General features: G+C 68.9%; 22 protein-coding genes and 1 tRNA gene. 21 read left to right on the top strand and 2 right to left on the bottom strand.

What is annotated here, in order from left to right:
* Positions 1-7: 7 nt before the first annotated feature.
* Entirely contained in the window at positions 8-1,303 is a 1,296-nt protein-coding gene (locus IE226_RS16290; protein ID WP_229871050.1) for a DNA cytosine methyltransferase, read from the bottom strand.
* Between the two features lie 206 nt (positions 1,304-1,509).
* Positions 1,510-1,581, bottom strand: a tRNA-Arg gene (locus tag IE226_RS16285).
* A gap of 153 nt (positions 1,582-1,734) precedes the next feature.
* On the opposite strand from IE226_RS16285, the gene IE226_RS16280 reads away from it, so the two are divergent.
* The 21 genes from IE226_RS16280 to atpA all read left to right on the top strand — a co-directional run bounded on the left by IE226_RS16280 (position 1,735) and on the right by atpA (position 24,735).
* A complete protein-coding gene (locus IE226_RS16280; RefSeq protein WP_190081951.1) occupies positions 1,735-2,244 on the top strand; it encodes a response regulator in 510 nt (169 codons plus the stop codon).
* 294 nt (positions 2,245-2,538) lie between these two features.
* Positions 2,539-3,618, top strand: a complete 1,080-nt coding sequence (nrtL, locus tag IE226_RS16275; RefSeq protein WP_190081950.1) for an ArgS-related anticodon-binding protein NrtL — start codon at positions 2,539-2,541, stop codon at positions 3,616-3,618.
* Positions 3,619-3,658: 40 nt separating this feature from the next.
* Positions 3,659-5,050, top strand: a complete 1,392-nt coding sequence (gene lysA / locus IE226_RS16270) for a diaminopimelate decarboxylase (protein ID WP_190081949.1) — start codon at positions 3,659-3,661, stop codon at positions 5,048-5,050.
* 141 nt (positions 5,051-5,191) lie between these two features.
* Positions 5,192-6,481, top strand: a complete 1,290-nt coding sequence (locus IE226_RS16265; RefSeq protein ID WP_190082176.1) for a homoserine dehydrogenase — start codon at positions 5,192-5,194, stop codon at positions 6,479-6,481.
* 6 nt (positions 6,482-6,487) lie between these two features.
* A complete protein-coding gene (gene thrC, locus IE226_RS16260; protein ID WP_190081948.1) occupies positions 6,488-7,546 on the top strand; it encodes a threonine synthase in 1,059 nt (352 codons plus the stop codon).
* Positions 7,547-7,836: 290 nt separating this feature from the next.
* Positions 7,837-8,754, top strand: coding sequence for a homoserine kinase (thrB, locus tag IE226_RS16255; RefSeq protein WP_190081947.1), 918 nt, complete (start codon positions 7,837-7,839; stop codon positions 8,752-8,754).
* Positions 8,755-9,127: 373 nt separating this feature from the next.
* A complete protein-coding gene (gene rho, locus IE226_RS16250) occupies positions 9,128-11,266 on the top strand; it encodes a transcription termination factor Rho (RefSeq protein WP_190081946.1) in 2,139 nt (712 codons plus the stop codon).
* A gap of 342 nt (positions 11,267-11,608) precedes the next feature.
* Positions 11,609-12,733 carry an LCP family protein gene (locus IE226_RS16245; RefSeq protein ID WP_190081945.1) on the top strand — a complete coding sequence of 375 codons (1,125 nt, stop codon included), beginning with the start codon at positions 11,609-11,611 and terminating at the stop codon, positions 12,731-12,733.
* A 193-nt stretch (positions 12,734-12,926) separates the two neighbouring features.
* A complete protein-coding gene (gene rpmE / locus IE226_RS16240) occupies positions 12,927-13,151 on the top strand; it encodes a 50S ribosomal protein L31 (protein WP_190081944.1) in 225 nt (74 codons plus the stop codon).
* A 218-nt stretch (positions 13,152-13,369) separates the two neighbouring features.
* Positions 13,370-14,446, top strand: a complete 1,077-nt coding sequence (gene prfA, locus IE226_RS16235) for a peptide chain release factor 1 (RefSeq protein WP_190081943.1) — start codon at positions 13,370-13,372, stop codon at positions 14,444-14,446.
* Between the two features lie 48 nt (positions 14,447-14,494).
* On the top strand, positions 14,495-15,340 hold the full coding sequence (prmC, locus tag IE226_RS16230; RefSeq protein WP_190081942.1) for a peptide chain release factor N(5)-glutamine methyltransferase: 846 nt from the start codon (positions 14,495-14,497) through the stop codon (positions 15,338-15,340).
* A 49-nt stretch (positions 15,341-15,389) separates the two neighbouring features.
* A complete protein-coding gene (locus IE226_RS16225) occupies positions 15,390-16,037 on the top strand; it encodes an L-threonylcarbamoyladenylate synthase (RefSeq protein ID WP_190081941.1) in 648 nt (215 codons plus the stop codon).
* Positions 16,034-16,675 carry an arsenate reductase/protein-tyrosine-phosphatase family protein gene (locus IE226_RS16220; RefSeq protein WP_160507229.1) on the top strand — a complete coding sequence of 214 codons (642 nt, stop codon included), beginning with the start codon at positions 16,034-16,036 and terminating at the stop codon, positions 16,673-16,675. Before IE226_RS16225 ends, IE226_RS16220 begins: the two co-directional genes overlap by 4 nt.
* A gap of 99 nt (positions 16,676-16,774) precedes the next feature.
* Positions 16,775-18,046 (top strand): serine hydroxymethyltransferase, encoded by a 1,272-nt coding sequence (gene glyA / locus IE226_RS16215; protein ID WP_190081940.1) that lies wholly within the window; start codon positions 16,775-16,777, stop codon positions 18,044-18,046.
* Between the two features lie 130 nt (positions 18,047-18,176).
* Positions 18,177-19,520, top strand: a complete 1,344-nt coding sequence (locus IE226_RS16210) for an MraY family glycosyltransferase (RefSeq protein WP_190081939.1) — start codon at positions 18,177-18,179, stop codon at positions 19,518-19,520.
* 261 nt (positions 19,521-19,781) lie between these two features.
* Positions 19,782-20,219: a Cg1360 family ATP-synthase-associated protein gene (locus tag IE226_RS16205; RefSeq protein WP_190081938.1), complete on the top strand. Its 438-nt coding sequence runs from the start codon at positions 19,782-19,784 to the stop codon at positions 20,217-20,219.
* 228 nt (positions 20,220-20,447) lie between these two features.
* Positions 20,448-21,266, top strand: a complete 819-nt coding sequence (gene atpB, locus IE226_RS16200) for a F0F1 ATP synthase subunit A (RefSeq protein WP_506417421.1) — start codon at positions 20,448-20,450, stop codon at positions 21,264-21,266.
* A gap of 74 nt (positions 21,267-21,340) precedes the next feature.
* Positions 21,341-21,586 (top strand): ATP synthase F0 subunit C, encoded by a 246-nt coding sequence (atpE, locus tag IE226_RS16195; RefSeq protein WP_190081937.1) that lies wholly within the window; start codon positions 21,341-21,343, stop codon positions 21,584-21,586.
* A 41-nt stretch (positions 21,587-21,627) separates the two neighbouring features.
* Positions 21,628-22,191 (top strand): F0F1 ATP synthase subunit B, encoded by a 564-nt coding sequence (locus IE226_RS16190; RefSeq protein ID WP_190081936.1) that lies wholly within the window; start codon positions 21,628-21,630, stop codon positions 22,189-22,191.
* On the top strand, positions 22,188-23,009 hold the full coding sequence (locus IE226_RS16185; protein WP_190081935.1) for a F0F1 ATP synthase subunit delta: 822 nt from the start codon (positions 22,188-22,190) through the stop codon (positions 23,007-23,009). Before IE226_RS16190 ends, IE226_RS16185 begins: the two co-directional genes overlap by 4 nt.
* Before the next feature lie 127 nt (positions 23,010-23,136).
* Positions 23,137-24,735, top strand: coding sequence for a F0F1 ATP synthase subunit alpha (gene atpA / locus IE226_RS16180; protein ID WP_190081934.1), 1,599 nt, complete (start codon positions 23,137-23,139; stop codon positions 24,733-24,735).
* Positions 24,736-24,755: the final 20 nt, after the last annotated feature.

The following is a 24,755-nucleotide window of genomic DNA, read 5'->3' as shown; positions in this document are numbered from 1 at the left end:
GGAGAACTCAGGCGGCTACGAATTCGGGGGCCTGCCGGCCGATCGACTGACCGGTGACGGCAGTGTCGATCTCCCGAATGTCATCGGGCCGCAGATGGGTCCCCGGCAGGATGAGATCGCTGACGCTCGGTCGCTCCCCGGTCAGGATCCAGCGGCAGACGGAAGCGAGCTGGTAGCTGACGAGGGGCGGGACGGCGTCGCCGATGTGCCGGTACTTGTTGCTGAGGCTGGTTCCGTCGAATTTGTAGTCACGCGGGAACCCGTTGAGAATCCCGAGCTCTCGCACGGAGCACAGGCGGTCTTCCGTGGGGTGGGAATAGCGTCCGTTGCCGACGTGCGCGCACTCTCGCTTGATGGTGGGCGCGGGCCGATCCCAGGCCATGCGTCCGTAGACGTCCGGGAAACTCCCGAAGTCTCCCTTGGCCACGGACTTGACCATGGCAGGGGTAAGGAAGTCATTCCCGCCCTGGACGTTCAGAAGATCCCGCCAGGACCCTCCGTCATGGGGAATCTTCTGCAGACGTCCGAGCGTCGCGGCGGAATGGAAGCTCGGGGAGGCGTGCGCGTCGTCCGAGGGATGTGCTTCACCGGCGTTGATGACGGGAATCCCGTCGAGTGCGCGCCGCACGGTGGTGGCTTCCGGGACCAGAGAGCGACCGGCCCACGCGTCTTCGAGCGTACGGAGGTCATATCCCGCGGCGACGGCGATGACGAGCGCCCGCTCGCGGACCTGCGGAAGGCCGAACTTGTTCAGCACGTGATTCTGGGCATGCACGGTATAACCCCGCGCTTCGAGATCCCCCTTGAGAACCTCGAAATGATGGGCCCACCGCCCCTGAAGAAGCTCTCTGGCATTCTCCATGACAAGAATCTTGGGCTGAAAAGCGTCGACGAATACGATGGTGCGGCCGACGAGGCTGTTCCTCTTGTCGTCCGCGAGATGATTCTTGGCATTGGTCCGGGAGAATCCGGTGCACGGGGGGCAGGCCGACAGGACATCGATCGGCGAGGTAATTCCCATGGACCGCCGCAGCGATTCGGGATCGACGGTCCCCAAATCGGTTTCGACCGGCGCGATTCCCATGTTGGATTCATAGGTGGTGTTGCAGGCCAGGGAACCCTTGGGGCTGCTCGGCTTTCCCAGCTGGGCGTCGGCCGCCCCGATCACTTCGAAGGCGGGGTGAGCATGGAATCCAAAGCTCATTCCGCCGCCCCCGGAGAAGAGGTCGACAACCTTGTAGGCCGTCGGTTCTGGGGTAGTTGGTACGGCATCGTCCTTGATGATGTCGGTTTGACTACCCACAGCAAGCCTCCTGATGATCAGGCGAAAACCCTAGCACCACCGGCATCTCGAATGCCGTTTTCCTCCCGGCCGAGGGGGGCTTGAGGAGGGCCTTCAGGGCAGTCTTGAGGACAGCAAAAAGAGCGGGAGTCAGTGAGACTGACTCCCGCTCTCTTCTCTCGGCATCCGCCCTGGTCAGCGCTTGATCTCTGCTGATCCTCGGCGAGTGCCCCCGGCAGGATTCGAACCTGCGCACACGGCTCCGGAGGCCGTTGCTCTATCCCCTGAGCTACGGGGGCGTGTCAGCGCGGGTTGCGCGGCGACGGGTAGAACCCTACCAGCTCTGAACGGCTCCCCATGAACAGGTATTTCCGCACTCCCTGGCCGCGGGGGCCGCCGCATCCGCACCCCCCGTCACAGAGGTCGGGCCCGGCTGCCCGCACGGGGCGGAAGTGGGGAAAACCCGGACGCGGCGGTGGGCGCGGACCTACTCTCGAGTTGTGTCAGGCGTGTCCGGCCGCGTGCTTGTTGTGGACGACAACAAGGTCATCCGGCAACTGATCAGGGTCAATCTCGAGCTGGAGGGCTTCGAGGTCGTGACCGCGGCCGACGGTGCCGAATGCCTGGACGTCGTGAACCAGGTCAGACCCGATGTCGTCACCCTGGACGTGGTCATGCCCCGCCTCGACGGGCTGCGGGCCGCCGCACGACTCCGCTCCGACCCGCGGACCCGCCACCTGCCCATCGTCATCGTCAGCGCCTGCACTCAGTACGAGGTCGAGGGCGGCCTGGAGGTAGGGGTGGACGCGTTCTTGGCCAAGCCCTTCGAACCCACCGAACTGGTCGGCATCGTACGGCAGTTGATGGAACGCGGTAGCGGCGGCGAGAGCGGGCACGGCGCCCTCGACAGTGAACGCGGCGCCGCCGGAGAGACCGAGCGCGCGGGCCGCCCCGGCGGCTGAACGGCAACCGACTCAGCGGTCTGAGCGGTCTGAGCCGAGCGCGTGCGGGGCGCCTCCGGCGGTTGAGCGGACCGCCCCGACTAGCTCCGGCACCAGACCAACCCACACCCGATGCCAGTCTCCAATCCCCGCCGGCCTCCGGCAGGGGCAGCCTTGACCCAGCTGCCACAGGCCCCCGGCACGGTTGCCCTCGCTCGGTCGCCGCCGGCCCCCACACCCCCCACCCGTCCACATCCCGGACCATCCGGGAAACCGGGTCGCGTCTCCACCCCCCTCCTCCCATACGCTTGACCCGTGACCCCCGTCGAGCTCTCCCGCACCGTGCTGCGCGCCATGCGTGGTGCCGTTGCTGACGGGGAGCTCAGTGGGCTGGGTGACCTCGGGGAGCAGGAGGGTGAGGGCGTGGCCCGGAGGGTCGTCGTCGAGCGGCCCCGGGCCGGTGGGTGCGGGGACTACGCCACCAACGTCGCCCTCCAGGTCGCCCGAGCCGCCGGACGCTCGCCCCTCCAGGTAGCCGAAGTGCTGTCCCCGCGTCTCGCCGGGGAGCCCGGCATCGCGGCCATCGACATCACCGGGCCCGGTTTCCTCAACATCACCCTCGACCGAGGCGACAGCGGCGCCGGCGGCGGACTCGTACGTGACGTCCTCGCCCGCGGCGCCCGCTACGGACACGCCCGGCCCGGCACCGCCGGCCCCCACCAGCTCCACTTCCCCCGCGAAGTCCGCGCCGCCGTCCTCGCCGACTCCCTGCGCCGTATCCTCGTCGCCCGCGGCGCCCTCGTGCGGAGTACCTGCGAGGAGGCCCCCGACGCAGGATGGGCGCATCTCGGGGTGCGGGTGGACGCGTACGGGAAGCCGCCCGCCCCGCTCAAGACACTCCGGCCCGTCCCCGCCCCGGCCGACCCCGCCTTCCTCGGCCGCGACGCGGCCCGCTGGGCCCTCCTCGTTCCCGCCGCCCACGACCGGCCCCGCATCAGCGAGGAGCACCTGGTCCAGCGCGCGAGCAACCCCCTCTTCCGCGTGCGGTACGCCTACTCCCGCGCCCGCGCCCTCACCCGTAACGCCGCCGCCCTCGGCTTCACCGGCACCCCCGGCGACATAACCGGACCGGACGCACGCGACCTCATCGACGCCCTGGCCGCCCACCCCCGCGTCCTGGCCGCCGCCGCCCGGCACCACGCGCCCGACCGGCTCGCCCGGCACCTCGTCGTCACCGCCGATGCCCTCCTCGCCTTCCAGCCGGCCGTACTGCCGCTCGGCGACGAGAAACCCTCGGCCGCCCACCGCGCCCGGCTCGCGCTCGCCGAAGCCGCCGGGACGGTGCTCGCAGGCGGCCTGTCCCTGCTCGGCATCAGCGCCCCCGAGTACTTGTGACACGTACAGACGTGAATGAAGTGAGAGAGACGAACGCGACATGAGCCGTTCCGCACACCCCGCCGGGCCCCGCCACGCCGACGTACTGCCCGAGGGGCACTACACCGCCCCGGCCGATGACCTGAACACCCTCGACCCCAAGGTCTGGGCGCAGACCGTCGGCCGCAACGCCGACGGTGTCGTCACCGTCGGCGGGATCGAGGTGACCCGGCTCGCCGAGGAGTTCGGCACCCCCGCCTACTTCCTCGACGAGGCCGACTTCCGCGCCCGCTGCCACGCCTGGCGCGGCGCCTTCGGCTCCGACGCCGATGTCTTCTACGCCGGCAAGGCCTTCCTCTCGCGTGCCGTCGTGCGGTGGCTGCACGAGGAAGGGCTCAACCTGGACGTGTGCAGCGGCGGCGAGCTCACCACCGCTCTCGCCGCCGGCATGCCCGCCGACCGCATCGCCTTCCACGGCAACAACAAGACCGAGGACGAGATCCACCGGGCCATCGAAGCCGGAGTCGGGCGCATCGTCCTCGACTCCTTCCAGGAGATCGTGCGCGTCGCGCACATCGCCGACCGGCTCGGCGTCCGCCAGCGCGTGCAGATCCGTGTGACCGTCGGCGTCGAGGCCCACACCCACGAGTTCATCGCCACCGCCCACGAGGACCAGAAGTTCGGCATCGCCCTTGCCGGGGGACAGGCCGCCGAGGCCGTGCGCAGGGCCCTCAAGCTGGACGGGCTCGAACTCATCGGGGTGCACTCGCACATCGGGTCGCAGATCTTCGACATGGCCGGATTCGAGGTCTCCGCGCGGCGCGTCGTGCAGCTGCTCGCCGAGATCCGCGACGAGCACGGCGTCGAGCTGCCCGAGATCGACCTCGGCGGCGGGCTCGGCATCGCCTACACCTCCGAGGACGACCCCCGCGAGCCGCACGAGATCGCCAAGGCGCTCAGCGAGATCGTCACGCGTGAGTGCGAGGCCGCCGATCTGCGGACGCCCCGTATCTCCGTCGAGCCCGGCCGCGCCATCGTCGGCCCCACCGCCTTCACCCTCTACGAAGTCGGTACGGTCAAGCCGCTCGAAGGACTGCGTACGTACGTCTCCGTCGACGGCGGCATGTCCGACAACATCCGTACCGCGCTCTACGACGCCGAGTACAGCGTCGCGCTCGTCTCGCGTGAGTCGGATGCCGAGCCCATGCTCGTCCGCGTCGTCGGCAAGCACTGCGAGAGCGGCGACATCGTGGTGAAGGACGCGTTCCTGCCGGCGGACCTGGCGCCGGGTGATCTGATCGCGGTGCCCGCGACAGGCGCGTACTGCCGCTCCATGGCGAGCAACTACAACCACGCCCTGCGTCCGCCGGTGGTCGCCGTGCGCGACGGAGAGGCGCGGGTCATCGTCCGGCGCGAGACGGAGGAAGATCTCCTGCGTCTTGATGTCGGCTGAGGAAAAATCGGCCGGGAAACGGCCGCCGGCAGAGTATCGGCCAGTGAAATACTTGTCTCGCCATCCGGACAGTAGATGGAAACCGCGAACCCGTGGGTGAGACTGGTCCCAACGTAGAAGTACGAGAAGTGAGGTCGGATGATGCGTACGCGTCCGCTGAAGGTGGCGCTGCTGGGCTGTGGGGTTGTCGGCTCAGAGGTGGCGCGCATCATGACGACGCACGCCGCCGACCTCACGGCCCGGATCGGCGCCCCGGTGGAACTCGCCGGGGTGGCCGTCCGCCGTCCGTCGAAGGTGCGGGACGGAATCGATCCCTCACTGGTCACCACGGACGCGACCGCGCTGGTCAAACGCGGTGACATTGATGTCGTGGTCGAGGTCATCGGCGGCATCGAGCCCGCCAGGACCCTCATCACCACCGCCTTCGAGCACGGCGCGTCCGTCGTCTCCGCCAACAAGGCGCTCATCGCGCAGGACGGCGCCGCGCTGCACGCCGCCGCCGAGGAGCACGGGCGGGACCTTTACTACGAAGCCGCCGTCGCCGGTGCCATCCCGCTCATCAGGCCGCTGCGGGAGTCCCTGGTCGGGGACAAGGTGAACCGCGTTCTCGGCATCGTGAACGGCACCACCAACTTCATCCTCGACGCCATGGACACCACCGGCGCCGGCTACCAGGAAGCCCTCGACGAGGCCACCGCGCTCGGGTACGCGGAAGCCGACCCGACCGCCGACGTCGAAGGCTTCGACGCCGCCGCCAAGGCCGCGATCCTCGCCGGCATCGCCTTCCACACGCGGGTGCGCCTCGACGACGTCTACCGCGAGGGCATGACCGAGGTCACCGGCGCCGACTTCGCGTCCGCGAAGCGCATGGGCTGCACCATCAAGCTGCTCGCCATCTGCGAGCGGGCCGCCGACGGCGGTTCCGTCACCGCGCGCGTGCACCCGGCGATGATTCCGCTCAGCCATCCGCTCGCGTCGGTCCGCGAGGCGTACAACGCGGTCTTCGTGGAAGCGGAGGCCGCGGGTCAGCTCATGTTCTACGGCCCCGGAGCGGGCGGTTCCCCCACCGCGTCGGCCGTGCTCGGCGACCTCGTCGCCGTCTGCCGCAACAAGCTCGCCGAAGCCACCGGGCCCGGCGAATCCGCGTACACCCAGCTGCCCGTGGGCTCCATGGGCGAGGTCGTCACGCGCTACCACATCAGCCTCGACGTGGCCGACAAGCCGGGTGTCCTCGCCCAGGTCGCGACGGTCTTCGCCGAGCACGGCGTATCGATCGATACGGTCCGTCAGACGGGCAAGGACGGCGAGGCATCCCTCGTCGTCGTCACCCACCGCGCGCCCGACGCCGCCCTCAGCGGCACCGTCGAGGCGCTGCGGAATCTCGACACCGTGCGTGGTGTCGCCAGCATCATGCGGGTTGAAGGGGAGTAGTCAGCAATGACCCACCAATGGCGCGGAATCATCGAGGAGTACCGGGACCGTCTTCCCGTCTCCGCCACGACTCCGGTCGTGACGCTCCGCGAGGGCGGCACGCCGCTCGTGCCCGCGCAGGTGCTCTCCGAGCGCACGGGCTGCGAGGTGCATCTCAAGGTCGAGGGCGCCAACCCGACCGGGTCCTTCAAGGACCGCGGCATGACGATGGCGATCACGAAGGCCAAGGAGGAGGGCGCCAAGGCCGTCATCTGCGCCTCCACCGGCAACACGTCGGCCTCGGCCGCCGCCTACGCCGTACGCGCGGGAATGGTCTGCGCGGTGCTGGTGCCGCAGGGCAAGATCGCGCTCGGCAAGATGGGCCAGGCGCTCGTCTACGGCTCGAAGATCCTCCAGGTCGACGGCAACTTCGACGACTGCCTGAACCTCGCCCGCGCCCTCTCCGAGAACTACCCGGTGGCGCTGGTCAATTCGGTGAACCCGTTCCGCATCGAGGGCCAGAAGACCGCCTCGTTCGAGATCGTGGACGCGCTCGGCGACGCCCCCGACATCCACGTCCTGCCGGTGGGCAACGCGGGCAACATCACGGCCTATTGGAAGGGCTACAAGGAGTACGCCGCCGACTCGGTCTCGACGCGCACTCCCCGCATGTGGGGCTTCCAGGCTTCCGGTTCCGCGCCCATCGTGCGCGGCGAGATCGTCAAGGACCCGTCGACGATCGCCACCGCGATTCGCATCGGCAACCCCGCGTCGTGGCAGCACGCGCTCGACGCGCGCGACGAGTCGCACGGCTTCATCGACGAGGTGACGGACCGTGAGATCCTGCGCGCCTACAAGCTGTTGGCGTCCCAGGAGGGTGTCTTCGTCGAGCCGGCGTCGGCCGCTTCCGTCGCCGGTCTGCTGAAGGCGGCCGAGCAGGGCAAGGTCGACAAGGGCCAGCGCATCGTCTGCACCGTCACCGGAAACGGACTCAAGGACCCGGACTGGGCCGTCGCCGGCGCACCGCAGCCGGTCACGGTCCCGGTCGACTCGGCCGCCGCCGCCGAACGCCTCGGTCTGGCATAACGCTCGTGGCCGGGGTATCCGCAGGGGTGGGACGGGCATAACCGCAGCAGTACGGCGGGCATAACCGTCCGGAAAACCCGCAACTCCGCACAGGGGGTGCACAGGGGGCTTACGACACGCATCGTGCGCCTCCTGTGCGCCCTATGTCGCCACAGAACCTTCCTTCGATAGGCTGTACCGAACCCGCCCCGCCGCATATGCCGCGGTGCTGCCGCAGAGCGGCCTTCGGGTAGTGCCTCATCACGTGGCAAGTCCTCAAAAGATCGCAGCTCAAGGAGAGTCATCGAGCGATGGCCGGTCCCGCGTTCCGCGCCGCCGCCGTCCGGGTGCGCGTCCCCGCCACCAGCGCCAACCTCGGCCCGGGCTTCGACGCCCTCGGCCTGTCGCTGGGTCTGTACGACGACGTCGTCGTGCGGGTGGCCGACTCCGGACTGAACATCGACATCGCAGGTGAGGGCAGCGAAACGCTCCCGCGCGACGAGTCGCATCTGCTGGTTCGTTCCCTGCGCACCGCCTTCGACCTGCTCGGCGGACAGCCGCGCGGCCTCGAAATCGTCTGCGCCAACCGCATTCCGCACGGCCGGGGCCTCGGCTCCTCGTCCGCCGCCATCTGCGCGGGCATCGTCGCCGCGCGCGCCGTGACCATAGGCGGCGACACCCGGCTCGACGACAACGCCCTGCTTGAACTCGCCACCGAGATCGAGGGCCACCCCGACAACGTCGCCGCCTGTCTGCTCGGCGGCTTCACGCTCTCCTGGATGGACGGGGGAGCGGCCAGGGCGATCAGGATGGACCCCGCCGAATCCATCGTTCCGGTGGTCTTCGTACCCGGAAAGCCCGTGCTCACCGAGACGGCGCGCGGACTGCTCCCGCGCACCGTCCCGCACGTCGACGCCGCCACCAACGCGGGCCGTGCCGCGCTGCTCGTAGAGGCCCTGACCAGGCGCCCCGAGCTGCTGCTTCCCGCCACCGAGGACCGGCTCCACCAGGAGTACCGCGCGCCCGCCATGCCGGAGAGCGCCGCCCTGGTCGAGCGCCTGCGCGCGGACGGTGTCCCGGCGATGATCTCCGGCGCCGGACCCACGGTCCTAGCGCTGGCCGATGAGAGTGCGGCGGACAAGGTCGCACGCCTCGCGGGCGAGGGCTGGGCGGCCAACCGTCTGGCGCTCGACGCGACCGGTGCGAGCGTGCTGCCGCTTGCGCCTTGACACCTGATAGCCGGATTTGGAGAGGGGGAATGTTTGTTGGATCCGGTAGTGTTAACCTCAAGTCTGCACCCGACCCCACCATGGCGAGGTGCTTCGTGTCCCCGTCCGGGACATCCATCCTTCCGGGAGCCTCCCAAACTGCTCTGTGCCCCGCACTGAGCAGTGCCGAGCACGCTCCGGAACCGGCGTGACCGAGCCGAGTGACACCGCACATCAGTGGCACCTCACCGGGACTCGCCATCACCAGTGAATTCTTCCGCCGCGCGTTGGCGGACCACCGCCCCGGCACGGTCCACACACCAAAGGACCTCCGGACAGCACAACCGGTCGCCGAGCCAGACAGGCCGACGTCCGCTCCAGGGAAGGACCCTTCGTGAGCGACACCACCGATCTGATGGGCGTGACTGCCGACACGCCCGCCACGGACGCCTCTGCGGCGCCTGCCACCGGTGCTTCGGCCGGGTCCCGGCGGCGCCGCGGCACCGGCCTCGATGGCATGGTGCTGGCGGAACTGCAGCAGGTCGCATCCGGCCTCGGTATCAAGGGCACCGCGCGGATGCGCAAGAGCCAGCTGATCGAGGTCATCAAGGAGGCGCAGGCCGGGGGCGGCGCCCCCGCGAAGAGTGCCGCGTCCTCCGCTTCGCCGGCCGAGGCCGAGACGAAGCCCAAGCGCCGCGCCACCTCGAAGGCCCGGACGGGCGAAGACAACGCCGCCAACGCCGCCAACGCCGACAACGCCGCCAACGCAGCGAGCTCGACGGGCGCCGACAAGGCCGCCAAGGCGAGCAAGGCCGCCAAGGCCGAGCAGCCCGCCGCCAAGGCCGAAGAGGCCGCCCAGCAGCAGATCGACATCCCGGGCCAGCCCGCGGGTGCCGACAAGGGCGAGCGCCGTGGCCGTCGCCGTGCCACCGCCGACGCGGGCAGCCCCGAGACGGTCGTCGCCGAGGCGAAGGGCGAGCCGAAGAACGACGGCAAGAACGACGCCAAGAACGACGGCCGGAACGATGCCAGGTCGGACGCGCCGGCCGAGGCCAAGGGCGACGGCTCCGGCGACAACAGCGCCGAAGGGCGCCGTGACCGCCAGGGCCGCGACCGCCAGGGCCGTGGCCGTGACCGCGACCGCCGTGGCAACAAGGGCGACGACCAGCAGGGCGGAAACCGTCAGCAGGGCGGCGGCCGGCAGGACCGCGGTGACCGTCAGGACCGCGGCGACCGCCAGCAGCGGGACCAGCGCGACAACGGACCGCAGGACGACTTCGACGACGAGGCGGGTGGCCGCCGCGGCCGCCGCGGGCGTTACCGCGACCGCCGCGGCCGTCGTGGCCGCGACGAGTTCGGCGGAGCGAACGAGCCGCAGGTCGCCGACGACGACGTACTGATCCCCGTCGCGGGCATCCTGGACATCCTCGACAACTACGCGTTCATCCGTACGTCGGGCTACCTCCCGGGCCCGAACGACGTGTACGTCTCGCTCGCCCAGGTCCGCAAGAACGGTCTGCGCAAGGGTGACCACGTCACCGGCGCCGTCCGCCAGCCCAAGGACGGCGAGCGCCGCGAGAAGTTCAACGCGCTCGTCCGCCTCGACTCGGCGAACGGCATGGCGGCCGAGTCCGGGCGCGGTCGGCCGGAATTCAACAAGCTGACGCCTCTGTACCCCCAGGACCGGCTCCGTCTGGAGACCGACCCGGGCGTGCTGACCACCCGCATCATCGACCTCGTGTCGCCGATCGGTAAGGGCCAGCGCGGTCTGATCGTGGCTCCGCCGAAGACCGGCAAGACCATGATCATGCAGGCGGTCGCCAACGCGATCACCACGAACAGCCCCGAGTGCCACCTGATGGTCGTCCTGGTCGACGAGCGTCCGGAAGAGGTCACCGACATGCAGCGGTCGGTGAAGGGCGAGGTCATCTCCTCGACCTTCGACCGTCCGGCCGAGGACCACACCACGGTCGCGGAGCTGGCCATCGAGCGCGCCAAGCGTCTCGTCGAGCTCGGCCACGACGTGGTCGTGCTCCTCGACTCCATCACCCGTCTGGGCCGTGCGTACAACCTGGCGGCCCCGGCCTCCGGCCGCATCCTGTCCGGTGGTGTCGACTCGACCGCGCTCTACCCGCCGAAGCGCTTCTTCGGTGCGGCGCGCAACATCGAGGACGGCGGCTCGCTGACCATCCTCGCGACCGCGCTCGTCGACACCGGTTCGCGCATGGACGAGGTGATCTTCGAGGAGTTCAAGGGCACCGGCAACATGGAGCTCAAGCTCGACCGGAAGCTCTCGGACAAGCGCATCTTCCCGGCGGTGGACGTCGACGCGTCCTCCACCCGCAAGGAAGAGATCCTGCTCAACAGCGAAGAGCTGGCGATCGTCTGGAAGCTGCGCCGGGTGCTGCACGCGCTCGACTCGCAGCAGGCCATCGAGCTGCTTCTCGACAAGATGAAGCAGACGAAGTCGAACGCCGAGTTCCTCATGCAGATCGCGAAGACGACCCCGACGCCGGGCAACGGCAACGACTAGTCCTCGCTCTTCTCGCAGCCAAAGGGCCGCCCCCGTCGCACGACGGGGGCGGCCCTTTGCGCTGATCGTGTCGGCGCGGCCCCTGGACGCCTCCTGAATGACCTTGGCCACACGCCTAAGAAATCCTTACGGTCACGGGCAGTAGCCTCGCGCGGGTAAAAACCGCAGGTGAGAAGCGGGTAGGGCGGGGCAGGAGTGCACGATGCGTCACATGTGTGCGCCGGGGCGCTCACAAAGCGCTGTGCAACCCTTCTTTCGGTTTCCACGTCTGACAAGTGACGACAAACCACGCCTGACCCTGAAAGCAGGGGGTACCCGACCCGGACGAGGACTGAGGAGCACATGACCGACCAGAGCGCACCCGCGGCTACGGCGGCACCCAAACGCTCCCGGGGTGGTGGCGGTCGGCGTCGTAAGCCGCGCGAGAAGCGCAGCAAGGTCCTCGTCGTCACCGCGTGGACCGCGGCATCGGTGGTCGTCCTCGGCGGTACGGGCCTCGGCTTCGTGTACTTCAAGCTCAACGGCAACATCAAGGGCGTCGACATCAACCAGGCGCTCGGCACCGACCGCCCCGAGGACGTCGACAACGGCTCCCAGGACATCCTCGTCCTCGGCTCCGACTCGCGCTCCGGCGACAACGCCAAGTACGGCAAGGACGAGGGCGCCGCCCGCTCGGACACGGCGATGGTCGTGCACGTGAACAAGGGCCACAAGACGGCCAGCGTCGTCTCGATACCTCGCGACACCCTCATAACCCGCCCCGAGTGCGCCACGGACGAGGGCGAGAGGGACCCGGGCGGCCAGCGGCAGATGTTCAACACGGCGTACGAGGTCGGCGGACCCGCCTGTGCCGTCAAGACCGTGGAGAAGATGTCCGGCATCCGGATGGACCACTACCTGGAAGTGGACTTCACGGGCTTCAAGAAGCTCATCAACACCCTCGGCGGCGTCGAGATCACCACCAAGAAGGCGATCAACGACAAGGACAGCCACCTCAACCTCAAGGCCGGCACGCACCAGCTCACCGGCGAGCAGGCCCTCGGCCTCGTCCGCACCCGGCACGGCGTCGGCGACGGCAGCGACCTCGGCCGCATCCAGTTGCAGCAGGCCTTCATCAAGGCCCTGATCAACCAGGTCAAGGACGTCGGCGTCTTCAGCAACCCGAAGAAGCTCTTCGACCTCGCGGACGACGCGACCAGCGCCGTCACCACCGACTCCGACCTGAACGACGTCAAGAGCCTCGCGGGCTTCGCGAGCGGCCTCAAGGGCATCGGCGCGGGCGACATGAAGATGGTGACGCTCCCCGTCCAGTACGACCCCGCGGACCTCAACCGCGTACTTCCCCTGGAGAAGGCCGACCAGCAGGTCTGGGACGCGCTCAAGGCCGACAAGCCGATCCCCAAGTCCGCCACCGAGAAGTCGGCCGGCGACAAGGGCGACGCGAGCGATGTCGTGAGCAGCCACTGACCGCTGCCGCGAGCAGCCGCTGACCGCTTCGGGAGCAGCCGCTGACCGCTTCGGGAGCCCGCCGGGAATAGAACAGAGCCCACCCCGGTTTGGGCAGATGCGACCGGTCCTGGCAGACTGGTGCGTCGGCCCCGGTTCACGTACGAGCAATCCGCGCGTACGACCCGGCGCCCTCCCGAAACTAGGAGACACCTTGAAGCGCGAAATCCACCCCGAGTACGTCGAGACCCAGGTCAGCTGCACCTGTGGCGCGTCGTTCACCACCCGCAGCACGATCTCCAGCGGCACCGTCCGTGCCGAGGTCTGCTCCGAGTGCCACCCGTTCTACACGGGCAAGCAGAAGATCCTCGACACCGGTGGCCGTGTGGCCCGCTTCGAGGCCCGCTTCGGCAAGGCCGCAGGCTCCGCCAACAAGTAGCGAGCCACTGCGCCGGTCTTCGGCCGCCCCCGGGAGGGAGCGGTTGGGACCGGCGCTTTGCCGTCTGACGCAAGCGCCCGTCTGACGCAAGCGCCCGTCTGACGCAAGCGCCCGTCTGACGCAAGCGCCGTCTGATGCAGCGCCGTCCGACGGCGAACGCCGTGCCGTGCGGAACCATGTCGCGTAGAACCTTCGCGTAGAAAGCTCAGGAGACCCCGATGTTCGAGGCGGTCGAGGAACTGATCGGCGAGCACGCCGATCTGGAGACAAGGCTCGCGGACCCCTCGGTCCACGCCGACCAGGCCAACGCGCGCAAGCTCAACAAGCGCTATGCCGAGCTGACCCCGATCGTCTCGACGTACCGCGCCTGGAAGCAGAGCGGCGAGGACATCGCGACGGCCCGTGAACTGGCCGCGGAGGACCCGGAGTTCGCCGCCGAGGTCAAGGACATGGAGAAGCAGCGCGAGGAGCTCACCGAGAAGCTGCGGCTCCTCCTGGTGCCCCGCGACCCCAGCGACGACAAGGACGTCATCCTCGAGGTCAAGGCGGGCGCGGGCGGCGACGAGTCGGCGCTCTTCGCCGGCGACCTCCTGCGCATGTATCTGCGGTACGCGGAGCGCGTCGGCTGGAAGACCGAGATCATCGACGCCACCGAGTCCGAGCTCGGCGGCTACAAGGACGTCCAGGTCGCCGTGAAGACCAAGGGCGGCAACGGCGCGACCGAGCCCGGCCAGGGCGTCTGGGCGCGCCTGAAGTACGAGGGCGGTGTGCACCGTGTGCAGCGCGTGCCCTCCACCGAGTCGCAGGGCCGCATCCACACCTCCGCGGCTGGCGTCCTGGTGACGCCGGAGGCCGAGGAGGTCGACGTCGAGATCCACGCGAACGACCTGCGCATCGACGTCTACCGCTCGTCCGGCCCCGGCGGCCAGTCGGTCAACACCACCGACTCCGCGGTGCGCATCACGCACCTGCCCACCGGCGTCGTGGCCTCCTGCCAGAACGAGAAGAGTCAGCTGCAGAACAAGGAGCAGGCGATGCGTATCCTGCGCTCCAGGCTCCTTGCCGCGGCTCAGGAGGAAGCGGAGAAGGAGGCGGCGGACGCCCGTCGCAGCCAGGTCCGCACCGTCGACCGCTCCGAGAAGATCCGGACGTACAACTACCCGGAAAACCGGATCTCGGACCACCGCGTCGGCTTCAAGGCGTACAACTTGGACCAGGTGCTCGACGGGGATCTCGACGCGGTCATCCAGGCCTGCGTCGACGCGGACTCCGCCGCCAAGCTCGCGGCAGCCTGAGCCACGACCGCACCCGCCCATCGCTCAGCACAGCCCCGGAGGACCAGCGTGAACCTGCTGCTCGCGGAAGTGGCCCAGGCCACCCAGCGGCTGGCCGACGCCGGCGTACCCTCGCCGCGCAACGACGCGGAGGAGCTTGCCGCTTTCGTGCACGGCGTGAAGCGGGGCGAGCTGCACTCCGTCAAGGACTCGGACTTCGACGCCCGCTACTGGGAGACGATCGCGCGCCGCGAGGCCCGCGAGCCGCTCCAGCACATCACCGGGCGCGCCTTCTTCCGTTACCTCGAACTCCAGGTGGGGCCCGGTGTCTTCGTGCCGCGGCCCGAGACCGAGTCGGTCGTCGGCTGGGCCATAGACGCCGTGCGCGCGATGGACGTCGTCGAGCCGCTCATCGTCGATCTCTGCACGGGTTCCGGCGCCATCGCCCTGGCCATGGCGCAGGAGGTCCCGCGCTCGCGCGTGCACGCCGTGGAGCTCTCCGAGGACGCCCTGAAGTGGACGCGGAAGAACGTCGAGGGGTCCAGGGTCAAGCTCTCCCGGGGCGACGCGCGTGACGCCCTTCCGGAGCTCGACGGCCAGGTCGACCTCCTCATCTCGAACCCGCCGTACATCCCGCTCACCGAGTGGGAGTACGTCGCTCCGGAAGCCCGCGACTACGACCCGGAACTGTCGCTCTTCTCCGGCGAGGACGGCCTCGACCTGATCCGCGGCATCGAGCGCACCGCCCACCGCCTCCTTCGGCCCGGCGGCGTCGTCGTCATCGAGCACGCCGACACCCAGGGCGGCCAGGTCCCGTGGATCTTCACCGAGGAGCGGGGCTGGGCCGACGCGGCCGACCACCCTGACCTCAACAACAGGCCGAGGTTCGCGACCGCCCGCAAGGCGATGCCGTGACCACCACACCCACTTCATCTCAGCAGTACGTGTACGAGGAGGCCCGCTGATGGCACGGCGATACGACACCAACGACGCGACCGACCGGACGACCGGTCTGCGCGAGGCCGCGTCGGCCGTCCGCCGTGGCGAGCTGGTCGTGCTGCCCACCGACACCGTCTACGGCATCGGTGCCGACGCCTTCACCCCGGAGGCGTGTGCCGATCTGCTCGACGCCAAGGGCCGCGGCCGCAACATGCCCACGCCCGTCCTCATCGGCTCCCCGAACACGCTGCACGGCCTGGTCACCGACTTCTCCGAGTCGGCCTGGGAGCTCGTCGACGCCTTCTGGCCCGGTGCGCTGACCCTGGTCGCCAAGCAGCAGCCCTCGCTCCAGTGGGACCTCGGGGACACCCGCGGGACCGTCGCGATCCGGATGCCGCTGCACCCCGTCGCCATCGAACTGCTCACCGAGGTCGGCCCCATGGCCGTCTCGTCGGCCAACCTCACGGGGCACCCCGCTCCGGAGGACTGTGACGCCGCGCAGGAGATGCTGGGTGACTCCGTCTCCGTGTACCTGGACGGCGGCAAGACGCCGGGCATCGTTCCCTCCTCGATCGTGGACGTCACCGGGAAGGTGCCGGTACTGCTGCGCGCCGGTGCCCTGGACGCGGAGGAGCTCCGCAAGGTGGTACCCGACCTCGAGGTGGCGAATTGACAGCCCCTGAGACGGGGCGTGGCATAGCGGCTTATCCCGATTCGTTCCGCATCCTCCACGTCAGCACCGGCAATGTGTGCCGCTCGCCGATCACCGAGCGGCTGACCAGGCATGCCCTGGCCGACCGCCTGGGTGATCCCTTCACCGGCGGCCTGATCGTGGAGAGCGCGGGCACCTGGGGACACGAAGGCGCCCCCATGGAGACGAACGCGGAGGCGGTGCTCGCCGACTTCGGCGCGGACGCCTCCGGCTTCAAAGGGCGCGAGCTTCTCGACGAGCACGTCATCCGCGCGGACCTCGTCCTGACGGCGACCCGCGACCACCGGGCGCAGGTCATCTCGATGGGCCACTCGGCGGGGCTTCGCACCTTCACGCTCAAGGAGTTCACGCGGCTTGTGCGGGCCATAGATCCGGCGACGCTGCCCGACCCCGACGGAGGCGTCGTCGAGCGGGCCAGGGCCCTGGTGAGGGCCGCCGCGGCACTGCGTGGCTGGCTCCTGGCGCCCACCGCCGAGGCGGACGAGGTGTACGACCCCTACGGCGCTCCGCTGCCCTTCTTCCGCTCGGTGGGAGACGAGATCAATGAGGCGCTCGATCCCGTGGTGACGGCGCTGACGGGTGTGCGGGCCAAGGCGTAGAACCGGAGTAGAACCGGAACAGTCCTGACGCCGCGCGGGCGCGGTGTGGCGGGCCTACATTGGAGGGACCCTCACCCCTCGCGAGGCCCGGAGCCCAACATGCCGGTCGGCACCGCACTCACCGCCGCCTCGACGGCGCCCGCTGACTTCGCCGCGCTGCGCCGCGCGGATCCCCAGATGGCGGAGATCCTCCTCGCCGAGCAGGAACGCCAGGCCTCCTGCCTGCAGCTCATCGCGGCCGAGAACTTCTCCTCGCCCGCCGTGCTCGCGGCCCTGGGCTCCCCGCTCGCCAACAAGTACGCCGAGGGCTACCCCGGCGCCCGCCACCACGGCGGCTGCGAGCTGGTGGACGTCGCCGAGCGCATCGCCGTCGACCGCGCCAAGGCCCTCTTCGGCGCCGAGCACGCCAACGTGCAGCCGCACTCCGGCTCCTCCGCGGTCCTGGCCGCGTACGCCGCTCTGCTGTGCCCCGGCGACACCGTCCTCGCCATGGGCCTGCCGTACGGCGGCCACCTCACGCACGGCTCGCCGTCGAACTTCTCGGGGCGCTGGTTCGACTTCGTGGGCTACGGCGTCGACGCGGAGAGCGGCCTCATCGACTACGACCAGGTCAGCACCCTCGCCCGTACGCACCGGCCGAAGGCGATCGTCTGCGGCTCCATCGCCTATCCCCGGCACATCGACTACGCGGCCTTCCGCGACATCGCCGACGACGTGGGCGCGTACCTCATCGCCGACGCGGCCCACCCGATCGGCCTGATCGCCGGGGGAGCGGCCCCCAGCCCCGTTCCGTACGCCGACGTCGTGTGCGCCACGACGCACAAGGTGCTCCGCGGCCCGCGCGGCGGCCTGATCCTGTGCGGCACGGAGCTGGCATCCCGCATCGACCGCGCCGTGTTCCCGTTCACGCAGGGCGGCGCGCAGATGCACACGATCGCCGCCAAGGCCGTCGCGTTCGGCGAGGCGGAGACCCCGGCCTTCACCGCCTACGCCCACCAGGTCGTCACCAACGCCCGCGTCCTCGCCCGGGCGCTCGCCGCCGCGGGCTGTGCGATCACCACCGGCGGAACCGACACGCACCTGATCCTCGCCGACCCCGCGCCCCTGGGCACCGACGCGCACACGGCCCGCGGCAGACTCGCGGCCTGCGGCCTCGTCCTCGACACATGCGCCCTGCCGTACACCGACGGCCGCGGCCTGCGACTCGGCACGGCGGCCGTGACCACGCAGGGCATGGGGGACGCGGAGATGGTACGGATCGCGGGCCTCTTCGCCGACGCGGTACGCGACCAATCCAGCGGCGCGACGGACCCGAAGGTACGAGAGGAAGTGCGTGAACTCGTGGGCAGATTTCCGCCGTATCCGGCCTAGGTCGGGGTAGAGGCGTCGGGGGAAGGCACGTACTCGTGCAACCATCGTCGCTACCCGGAAGTCCCCAACCATATGCACGCAGAGCTAGGGTGTGGGGCTGAGATGGCCAGCGATACCTGTGGGGAAGCCCGTGCGTGAATACCTGCTGACGCTCTGCATCACGGCCGCGGTGACTTACCTGCTGACCGGCCCGGTGCGGAAGTTCGCGATCGTGGCCGGCGCCATGCCGGAGATCCGCGCTCGCGACGTGCACCGGGAGCCCACGCCCCGGCTCGGCGGGATCGCGATGTTCTTCGGGCTCTGCGCGGGTCTCCTCGTCGCCGACCACCTGCCCAATCTGAGCGACCTCTTCGAGCGCTCCAACGAACCGCGCGCGCTGCTCTCCGGTGCCGCGCTGATCTGGCTGATCGGCGTCCTGGACGACAAGTTCGAAATCGACGCCCTGATCAAGCTGGGCGGCCAGATGATCGCCGCGGGCGTCATGGTCCTCCAGGGCCTGACCATCCTGTGGATCCCGGTGCCGGGCTACGGCATGGTCCTCCTCGACCAGGGCCAGGGCACGCTCCTGACGGTCGCCCTCGTCGTCATCACCATCAACGCGGTCAACTTCGTGGACGGCCTCGACGGTCTGGCCGCGGGCATGGTGTGCATCGCGGCGGCGGCGTTCTTCCTGTACGCCTACCGCCTCTGGTACGGCTACGGCATCGAGGCCGCGGCCCCCGCGACCCTCTTCGCCGCGATCCTGATCGGCATGTGCCTGGGCTTCCTGCCGCACAACATCCATCCCGCCCGGATCTTCATGGGGGACTCGGGCTCGATGCTGATCGGCCTGGTCCTCGCGGCGGGGGCGATCTCCGCCACGGGGCAGATCGACGGCGACGCCCTGAAGCTGAACTTCGGCGGCACCCGCGACGCCACGCACGCGATGCTCCCGGTCTTCATCCCGCTCCTGATGCCCCTGACGATCATCGCCATCCCGTTCGCCGACCTGGTCCTCGCGATCGTCCGGCGTACGTGGAACGGCAAGTCGCCGTTCGCGGCGGACCGCGGCCACCTCCACCACCGCCTCCTGGAGATCGGCCACTCCCACAGCCGTGCGGTGCTGATCATGTACTTCTGGTCGGCGCTCATCGGCTTCGGCACGGTCGCCTACTCGGTGCACTCGGCCAGCATGTGGATCCTCTTCGCGATCGTCGCCCTGAGCGCGGTCGGTCTGGTGCTGCTCCTGCTGCCGCGCTACACCCCGCACGTCCCGCGCTGGGCCGAGTCCTTCGTGCCGCCGCGCTACCGGCGGAGCAAGGACGGTGCCGCCGACGTCTCCGCGACCGACGGGGCGGATGCGACGGACGAGCGGGACGATGCGGATGCTGCGACGGGCGAGCGTCCTCCGGTAGGAACGGACGTCAACGGAGCGACGGCCGTGGGCACCCGCTCGCGCTTCGAGGATCGGCGCAAGGCCGGCTCGTCGAGCTGAGCGCCCCCGCCAAACTTGCCCAATACCAGACAAGTCGCCTCGCTGAGTGCACAGACGCGCGGATTAACTCTCATGTGTGACAGCGAGCACACCTACCAGGTAAAGACCTCATCAAATAGTTTGTGATACCGTTCACGAAACCAGGGGATAGAGCCGAAGGACCGTAGTGCGACGGTCTATACGGCCCGAGGGACACTCTCGACCCCGGACTACGCTCGTCCATGACGACACCCTGCCCCCATCAGTAAGCGGAGCGCCGCCATGCCGTCTCAAGACACCCGAACACTCCTGCAATCCGCCGTACCTACCGCTGCCGTGGGCGCCGTCGTCGCCGTGGTCAGTGGTGTGGTGGCGGGTGGCAAGGGGGCGCTCGGGGCGGTCATCGGCACGTTGGTGGTCATTGCCTTCATGGGGCTCGGGATGTTCGTACTTCAGCGAACGGCGAAATCGTTCCCGCAGCTGTTCCAGGCGATGGGCATGATGCTCTACGTCGCCCAACTTCTGCTGTTGCTCATCTTCATGGCGCTTTTCAAGGACACGACTCTCTTCAACCCGAAGGCCTTCGCCTTCGGGCTTGTGGTGGGCACTGTCGTATGGATGGCGAGCCAGGCCCGCGCGTACATGAAGGCCAAGATCCTTTACGTCGAACCCGACTCCGAGCAGAAGGACAAGCCGGAGAAGTCGGGGTCCTCGACGTGAAGGGTAGGGCCGGGATAAATGGCCGTTCGAGATGCTGCTATCGTCCGGTGCCAACTGCGGCACTGCCGGCGCGGGCATCTGAGCTGACGCCTGCACGATCGCGAGGCTCGATGCCTGAACGCCGCGCCCACATCCGAAACACCAGTCTGGTGCCGAACCGCGGCTGCGCGCCGCGCCGACACGACAACGAGGTTGCCGTACCTATGCGTCACGCCGAAGGAGCCCGCGGTGAGTGCTGACCAAACTGAGCTCGCCTTTGACTGGAGCTGTCGGATCATGTCCGACAACGGCTGTGGCTTCCCGGCTCCGGGCCTGCACTCGTTCCTTTTCAAGCCGATCTTCACGGTCGGCGGGTTCGAGTTCAACAAGGTCATGCTGCTCGCCCTGCTGACCACGCTCGTTGTCATCACCTTCTTCTACGCCGCGTTCGGCAAGGCGAAGGTCGTTCCGGGCAAGCTGCAGCTGGCGGCCGAGGCCGGTTACGACTTCGTACGTCGCGGGATCGTCTACGAGACGATGGGGAAGAAGGACGGCGAGAAGTACGTCCCCCTCATGGTCTCGCTGTTCTTCTTCATCTGGATCATGAACATCTGGTCGGTCATCCCGTTGACCCAGTTCCCGGTGTCCTCGATCTTCGCGTACCCCGTGGTCCTCGCGCTCATCGTGTACCTCATCTGGGTGCCGCTCACGTTCAAGACGCACGGCTTCGTCGGCGGCTGGAAGAACATCACCGGCTACGACAACTCGCTGGGCCCGATCAAGTGGCTCGTGTCGTTCATCGAGTTCTTCTCGAACTTGCTCGTGCGTCCCTTCACGCACGCCGTGCGACTCTTCGCCAACATGTTCGCCGGTCACCTGATGCTGGTGATGTTCACCGTCGCCTCCTGGTACCTGCTGAACAGCTGGTTGATCCCGGCCGCCGGTGTCTCCTTCGTGATGACCATGGCCATGATCCTCTTCGAACTCTTCGTGCAGGCCGTTCAGGCGTACGTCTTCGTGCTGCTTGCCTGCTCGTACCTCCAGGGCGCTCTCGCCAAGCAGCACTGAGCACCCGCTCCACAACCCCCTAAGCGCCCGGTGGCCAACCCCCACCGGTCCATGAAAGAGAAGGAAGTAACGGCATGTCCGCGACTCTCGAACTCGCCGCCGTCACCGGTGACATCAAGGCCCTCGGCTCCATCGGCTACGGTCTCGCGGCCATCGGCCCCGGCATCGGCGTCGGCATCGTCTTCGGTAAGGGCACCGAGGCCCTCGCCCGTCAGCCCGAAGCGGCCGGCCTGATCCGTGCGAACCAGATCCTCGGCTTCGCCTTCTGTGAGGCCCTCGCCCTCATCGGCATCGTCATGCCGTTCGTCTACGGCTCCTGATCGCCAAAGACGATTAGCCCCGTTCGACGAAAGGCAATGATGTGATCGCCAACCTGGTACAGCTGGCGGCCGAGCACGCGGAGGAGCAGAACCCGCTCATTCCGCCGGGTCCCGAGCTGCTCGTCGGCGCCATCGCCTTCGCCATCGTCTTCTTCTTCTTCTGGAAGAAGCTCCTCCCGAACATCAACAAGGTTCTGGAAGAGCGCCGGGAGGCGATCGAAGGCGGTATCGAGAAGGCCGAGGCCGCTCAGACCGAGGCCCAGAGCGTGCTCGAGCAGTACAAGGCTCAGCTCGCCGAGGCCCGGCACGAGGCCGCGCGTCTGCGCCAGGAGGCGCAGGAGCAGGGCGCCCAGCTCATCGCCGAGATGCGTGCCGAAGGCCAGCGTCAGCGCGAGGAGATCGTGGCCGCCGGTCACGCGCAGCTCGCCGCCGACCGCAAGGCCGCCGCGCAGTCGCTGCGTCAGGACGTGGGCCAGCTGGCCACCGACCTGGCCGGCAAGCTCGTCGGCGAGTCCCTCGAGGACTCCGCCCGGCAGAGCCGCACCATCGACCGTTTCCTCGACGGACTCGATGAGACTGCGGCGAAGGCCGAGGCTGCTCGATGACAGCGCACGGAGCCAGCCGCGAGGCCCTCGCGGCCGCGCGCGAGCGTCTCGACGCGCTGATCGACAACACCTCGGTGGACGTACGGCAGCTCGCCGACGAGCTCGCCTCGGTGACCGCGCTGTTCAACCGCGAGGTCTCGCTGCGCCGGGTCCTGACCGACCCGTCGCAGTCCGGTGAGGCCAAGGCCGAGCTCGCCGGGCGGCTGCTCGCCGGGCAGGTGGGCGGCGAGACCGCCGACCTGGTGGCCGGTCTGGTCCGCTCGCGCTGGTCGCAGTCGCGTGACCTGGTGGATGCCCTGGAGCAGCTCACCAACCTCGCCGACCTGACCAGTGCGCAGAAGGCCGGCGCGCTGGACGACGTGGAGGACGAGCTCTTCCGGTTCGGCCGGATCGTCGCCTCGAACACCGGGCTACGGTCCGCGCTGACCGACCGCGCCGCCTCCGGTGCCGCCAAGGGCGAGCTGCTGCGCAGCCTGCTCGGCGGTCGGACCAACGAGGTCACGGAGCGGCTCGTCGAGCGCCTTGTGACCGCGCCCCGTGGACGTAGCCTGGAAGGTGGACTCGAGTCCCTCTCCAAGCTGGCCGCGGACCGCAGGGACCGCATGGTCGCCGTCGTCACTTCGGCTGTTCCGCTTTCGGACCGGCAGAAGCAGCGCCTCGGTGACGCCCTGGCGAAGATCTACGGCCGCCAGATGCACCTGAACCTCGAAGTGGACCCCGCGGTCCTCGGCGGGATCACGGTGCAGGTCGGCGACGAGATCATCAACGGCAGCATCGCGGACCGCCTCGAGGACGCGCACCGCCGCATGGCGGGCTAGCAGTAACGCAGAACGTTGTAATTACGGCCCTAGTTGGGCCGTGCAGAGGATTCACCTCTTACTTGGGGGGAGTCCCCAGACCCCCAAAGTGAAACTTCGGGCCCAACAAGGAGAGCAGGGAACCCAGATGGCGGAGCTCACGATCCGGCCGGAGGAGATCCGGGACGCACTGGAGAACTTTGTCCAGGCGTACAAGCCGGACGCGGCCTCGCGCGAGGAGGTCGGTTCGGTCAGCGTTGCCGGTGACGGCATCGCGAAGGTCGAGGGCCTCCCCTCGGCCATGGCCAACGAGCTGCTGAAGTTCGAGGACGGCACCCTCGGTCTCGCCCTCAACCTTGAGGAGCGCGAGATCGGCGCCGTCGTCCTCGGCGAGTTCAGCGGCATCGAAGAGGGCCAGCCGGTCACCCGTACCGGCGAGGTCCTGTCCGTCGCGGTGGGCGAGGGTTACCTCGGCCGCGTCGTCGACCCGCTCGGCACCCCGATCGACGGCCTCGGCGAGATCGAGACGTCCGGACGCCGCGCCCTCGAGCTGCAGGCCCCCACGGTCATGGACCGCAAGTCGGTGCACGAGCCGATGGAGACCGGCTACAAGGCCGTCGACGCCATGACCCCGATCGGCCGTGGCCAGCGTCAGCTGATCATCGGCGACCGCCAGACGGGTAAGACCGCCCTGGCCGTCGACACGATCATCAACCAGCGCGACAACTGGCGCTCGGGCGACGTGAACAAGCAGGTGCGCTGCATCTACGTCGCCGTCGGTCAGAAGGGTTCCACCATCGCCTCCGTGCGCGGTGCCCTCGAAGAGGCCGGCGCGCTCGAGTACACGACCATCGTCGCCGCCCCGGCGTCCGACCCGGCGGGCTTCAAGTACCTGGCGCCCTACACCGGCTCGGCCATCGGCCAGCAGTGGATGTACGAGGGCAAGCACGTCCTCATCATCTTCGACGACCTCTCGAAGCAGGCCGACGCCTACCGCGCCGTGTCCCTGCTGCTCCGCCGCCCGCCGGGGCGCGAGGCCTACCCGGGTGACGTCTTCTACCTGCACTCGCGTCTGCTCGAGCGCTGCGCGAAGCTCTCGGACGAGATGGGCAAGGGCTCGATGACGGGTCTCCCGATCGTCGAGACCAAGGCGAACGACGTGTCGGCGTTCATTCCGACCAACGTCATCTCCATCACCGACGGCCAGTGCTTCCTGGAGTCCGACCTGTTCAACGCCGGTCAGCGTCCGGCCCTGAACGTCGGTATCTCGGTCTCCCGTGTCGGTGGCTCCGCCCAGCACAAGGCGATCCGCCAGGTCTCCGGCCGTCTGCGCGTGGACCTCGCCCAGTTCCGTGAGCTCGAGGCGTTCGCCGCCTTCGGTTCCGACCTGGACGCCGCCTCGAAGGCTTCCCTCGAGCGCGGTCAGCGCATGGTCGAGCTGCTCAAGCAGGCTCAGTACCAGCCGATGGCCACCGAGGACCAGGTCATCTCCATCTGGGCCGGCACCACGGGCCGCATGGACGAGGTTCCGGTCGCCGACATCCGGCGCTTCGAGCGCGAGCTGCTCGACTACCTGCACCGCAAGGAGCAGGGCCTGATGACCTCCATCAAGGAGGGCGGCAAGATGTCCGACGACACGATCACGGCCATCGCCGACGCCGTCGCCGAGTTCAAGAAGCAGTTCGAGACCTCGGACGGCAAGCTGCTCGGCGAGGACGCTCCGGCTGCCGTCGACGCGTCCAAGTGACGACGGAAGGGACCTGACTC

Source organism: Streptomyces longisporoflavus, from assembly GCF_014649775.1.
Classification (GTDB): Bacteria; Actinomycetota; Actinomycetes; order Streptomycetales; family Streptomycetaceae; genus Streptomyces; species Streptomyces longisporoflavus.
The sequence above is the reverse complement of the archived record's forward strand: the minus strand, read 5'-3'. Positions and strand labels throughout refer to the sequence as shown.

What these genes read in the sequence shown, in the direction of transcription:
- lysA (WP_190081949.1), top strand. Translation starts at nt 3,659, where the DNA reads ATGAGCCGTTCCGCACACCCCGCCGGGCCCCGCCACGCCGACGTACTG.
- IE226_RS16265 (WP_190082176.1), top strand. Translation starts at nt 5,192, where the DNA reads ATGCGTACGCGTCCGCTGAAGGTGGCGCTGCTGGGCTGTGGGGTTGTC.
- thrC (WP_190081948.1), top strand. Translation starts at nt 6,488, where the DNA reads ATGACCCACCAATGGCGCGGAATCATCGAGGAGTACCGGGACCGTCTT.
- thrB (WP_190081947.1), top strand. Translation starts at nt 7,837, where the DNA reads ATGGCCGGTCCCGCGTTCCGCGCCGCCGCCGTCCGGGTGCGCGTCCCC.
- IE226_RS16245 (WP_190081945.1), top strand. Translation starts at nt 11,609, where the DNA reads ATGACCGACCAGAGCGCACCCGCGGCTACGGCGGCACCCAAACGCTCC.
- prfA (WP_190081943.1), top strand. Translation starts at nt 13,370, where the DNA reads ATGTTCGAGGCGGTCGAGGAACTGATCGGCGAGCACGCCGATCTGGAG.
- IE226_RS16225 (WP_190081941.1), top strand. Translation starts at nt 15,390, where the DNA reads ATGGCACGGCGATACGACACCAACGACGCGACCGACCGGACGACCGGT.
- glyA (WP_190081940.1), top strand. Translation starts at nt 16,775, where the DNA reads ATGCCGGTCGGCACCGCACTCACCGCCGCCTCGACGGCGCCCGCTGAC.
- IE226_RS16205 (WP_190081938.1), top strand. Translation starts at nt 19,782, where the DNA reads ATGCCGTCTCAAGACACCCGAACACTCCTGCAATCCGCCGTACCTACC.
- atpE (WP_190081937.1), top strand. Translation starts at nt 21,341, where the DNA reads ATGTCCGCGACTCTCGAACTCGCCGCCGTCACCGGTGACATCAAGGCC.
- IE226_RS16185 (WP_190081935.1), top strand. Translation starts at nt 22,188, where the DNA reads ATGACAGCGCACGGAGCCAGCCGCGAGGCCCTCGCGGCCGCGCGCGAG.
- atpA (WP_190081934.1), top strand. Translation starts at nt 23,137, where the DNA reads ATGGCGGAGCTCACGATCCGGCCGGAGGAGATCCGGGACGCACTGGAG.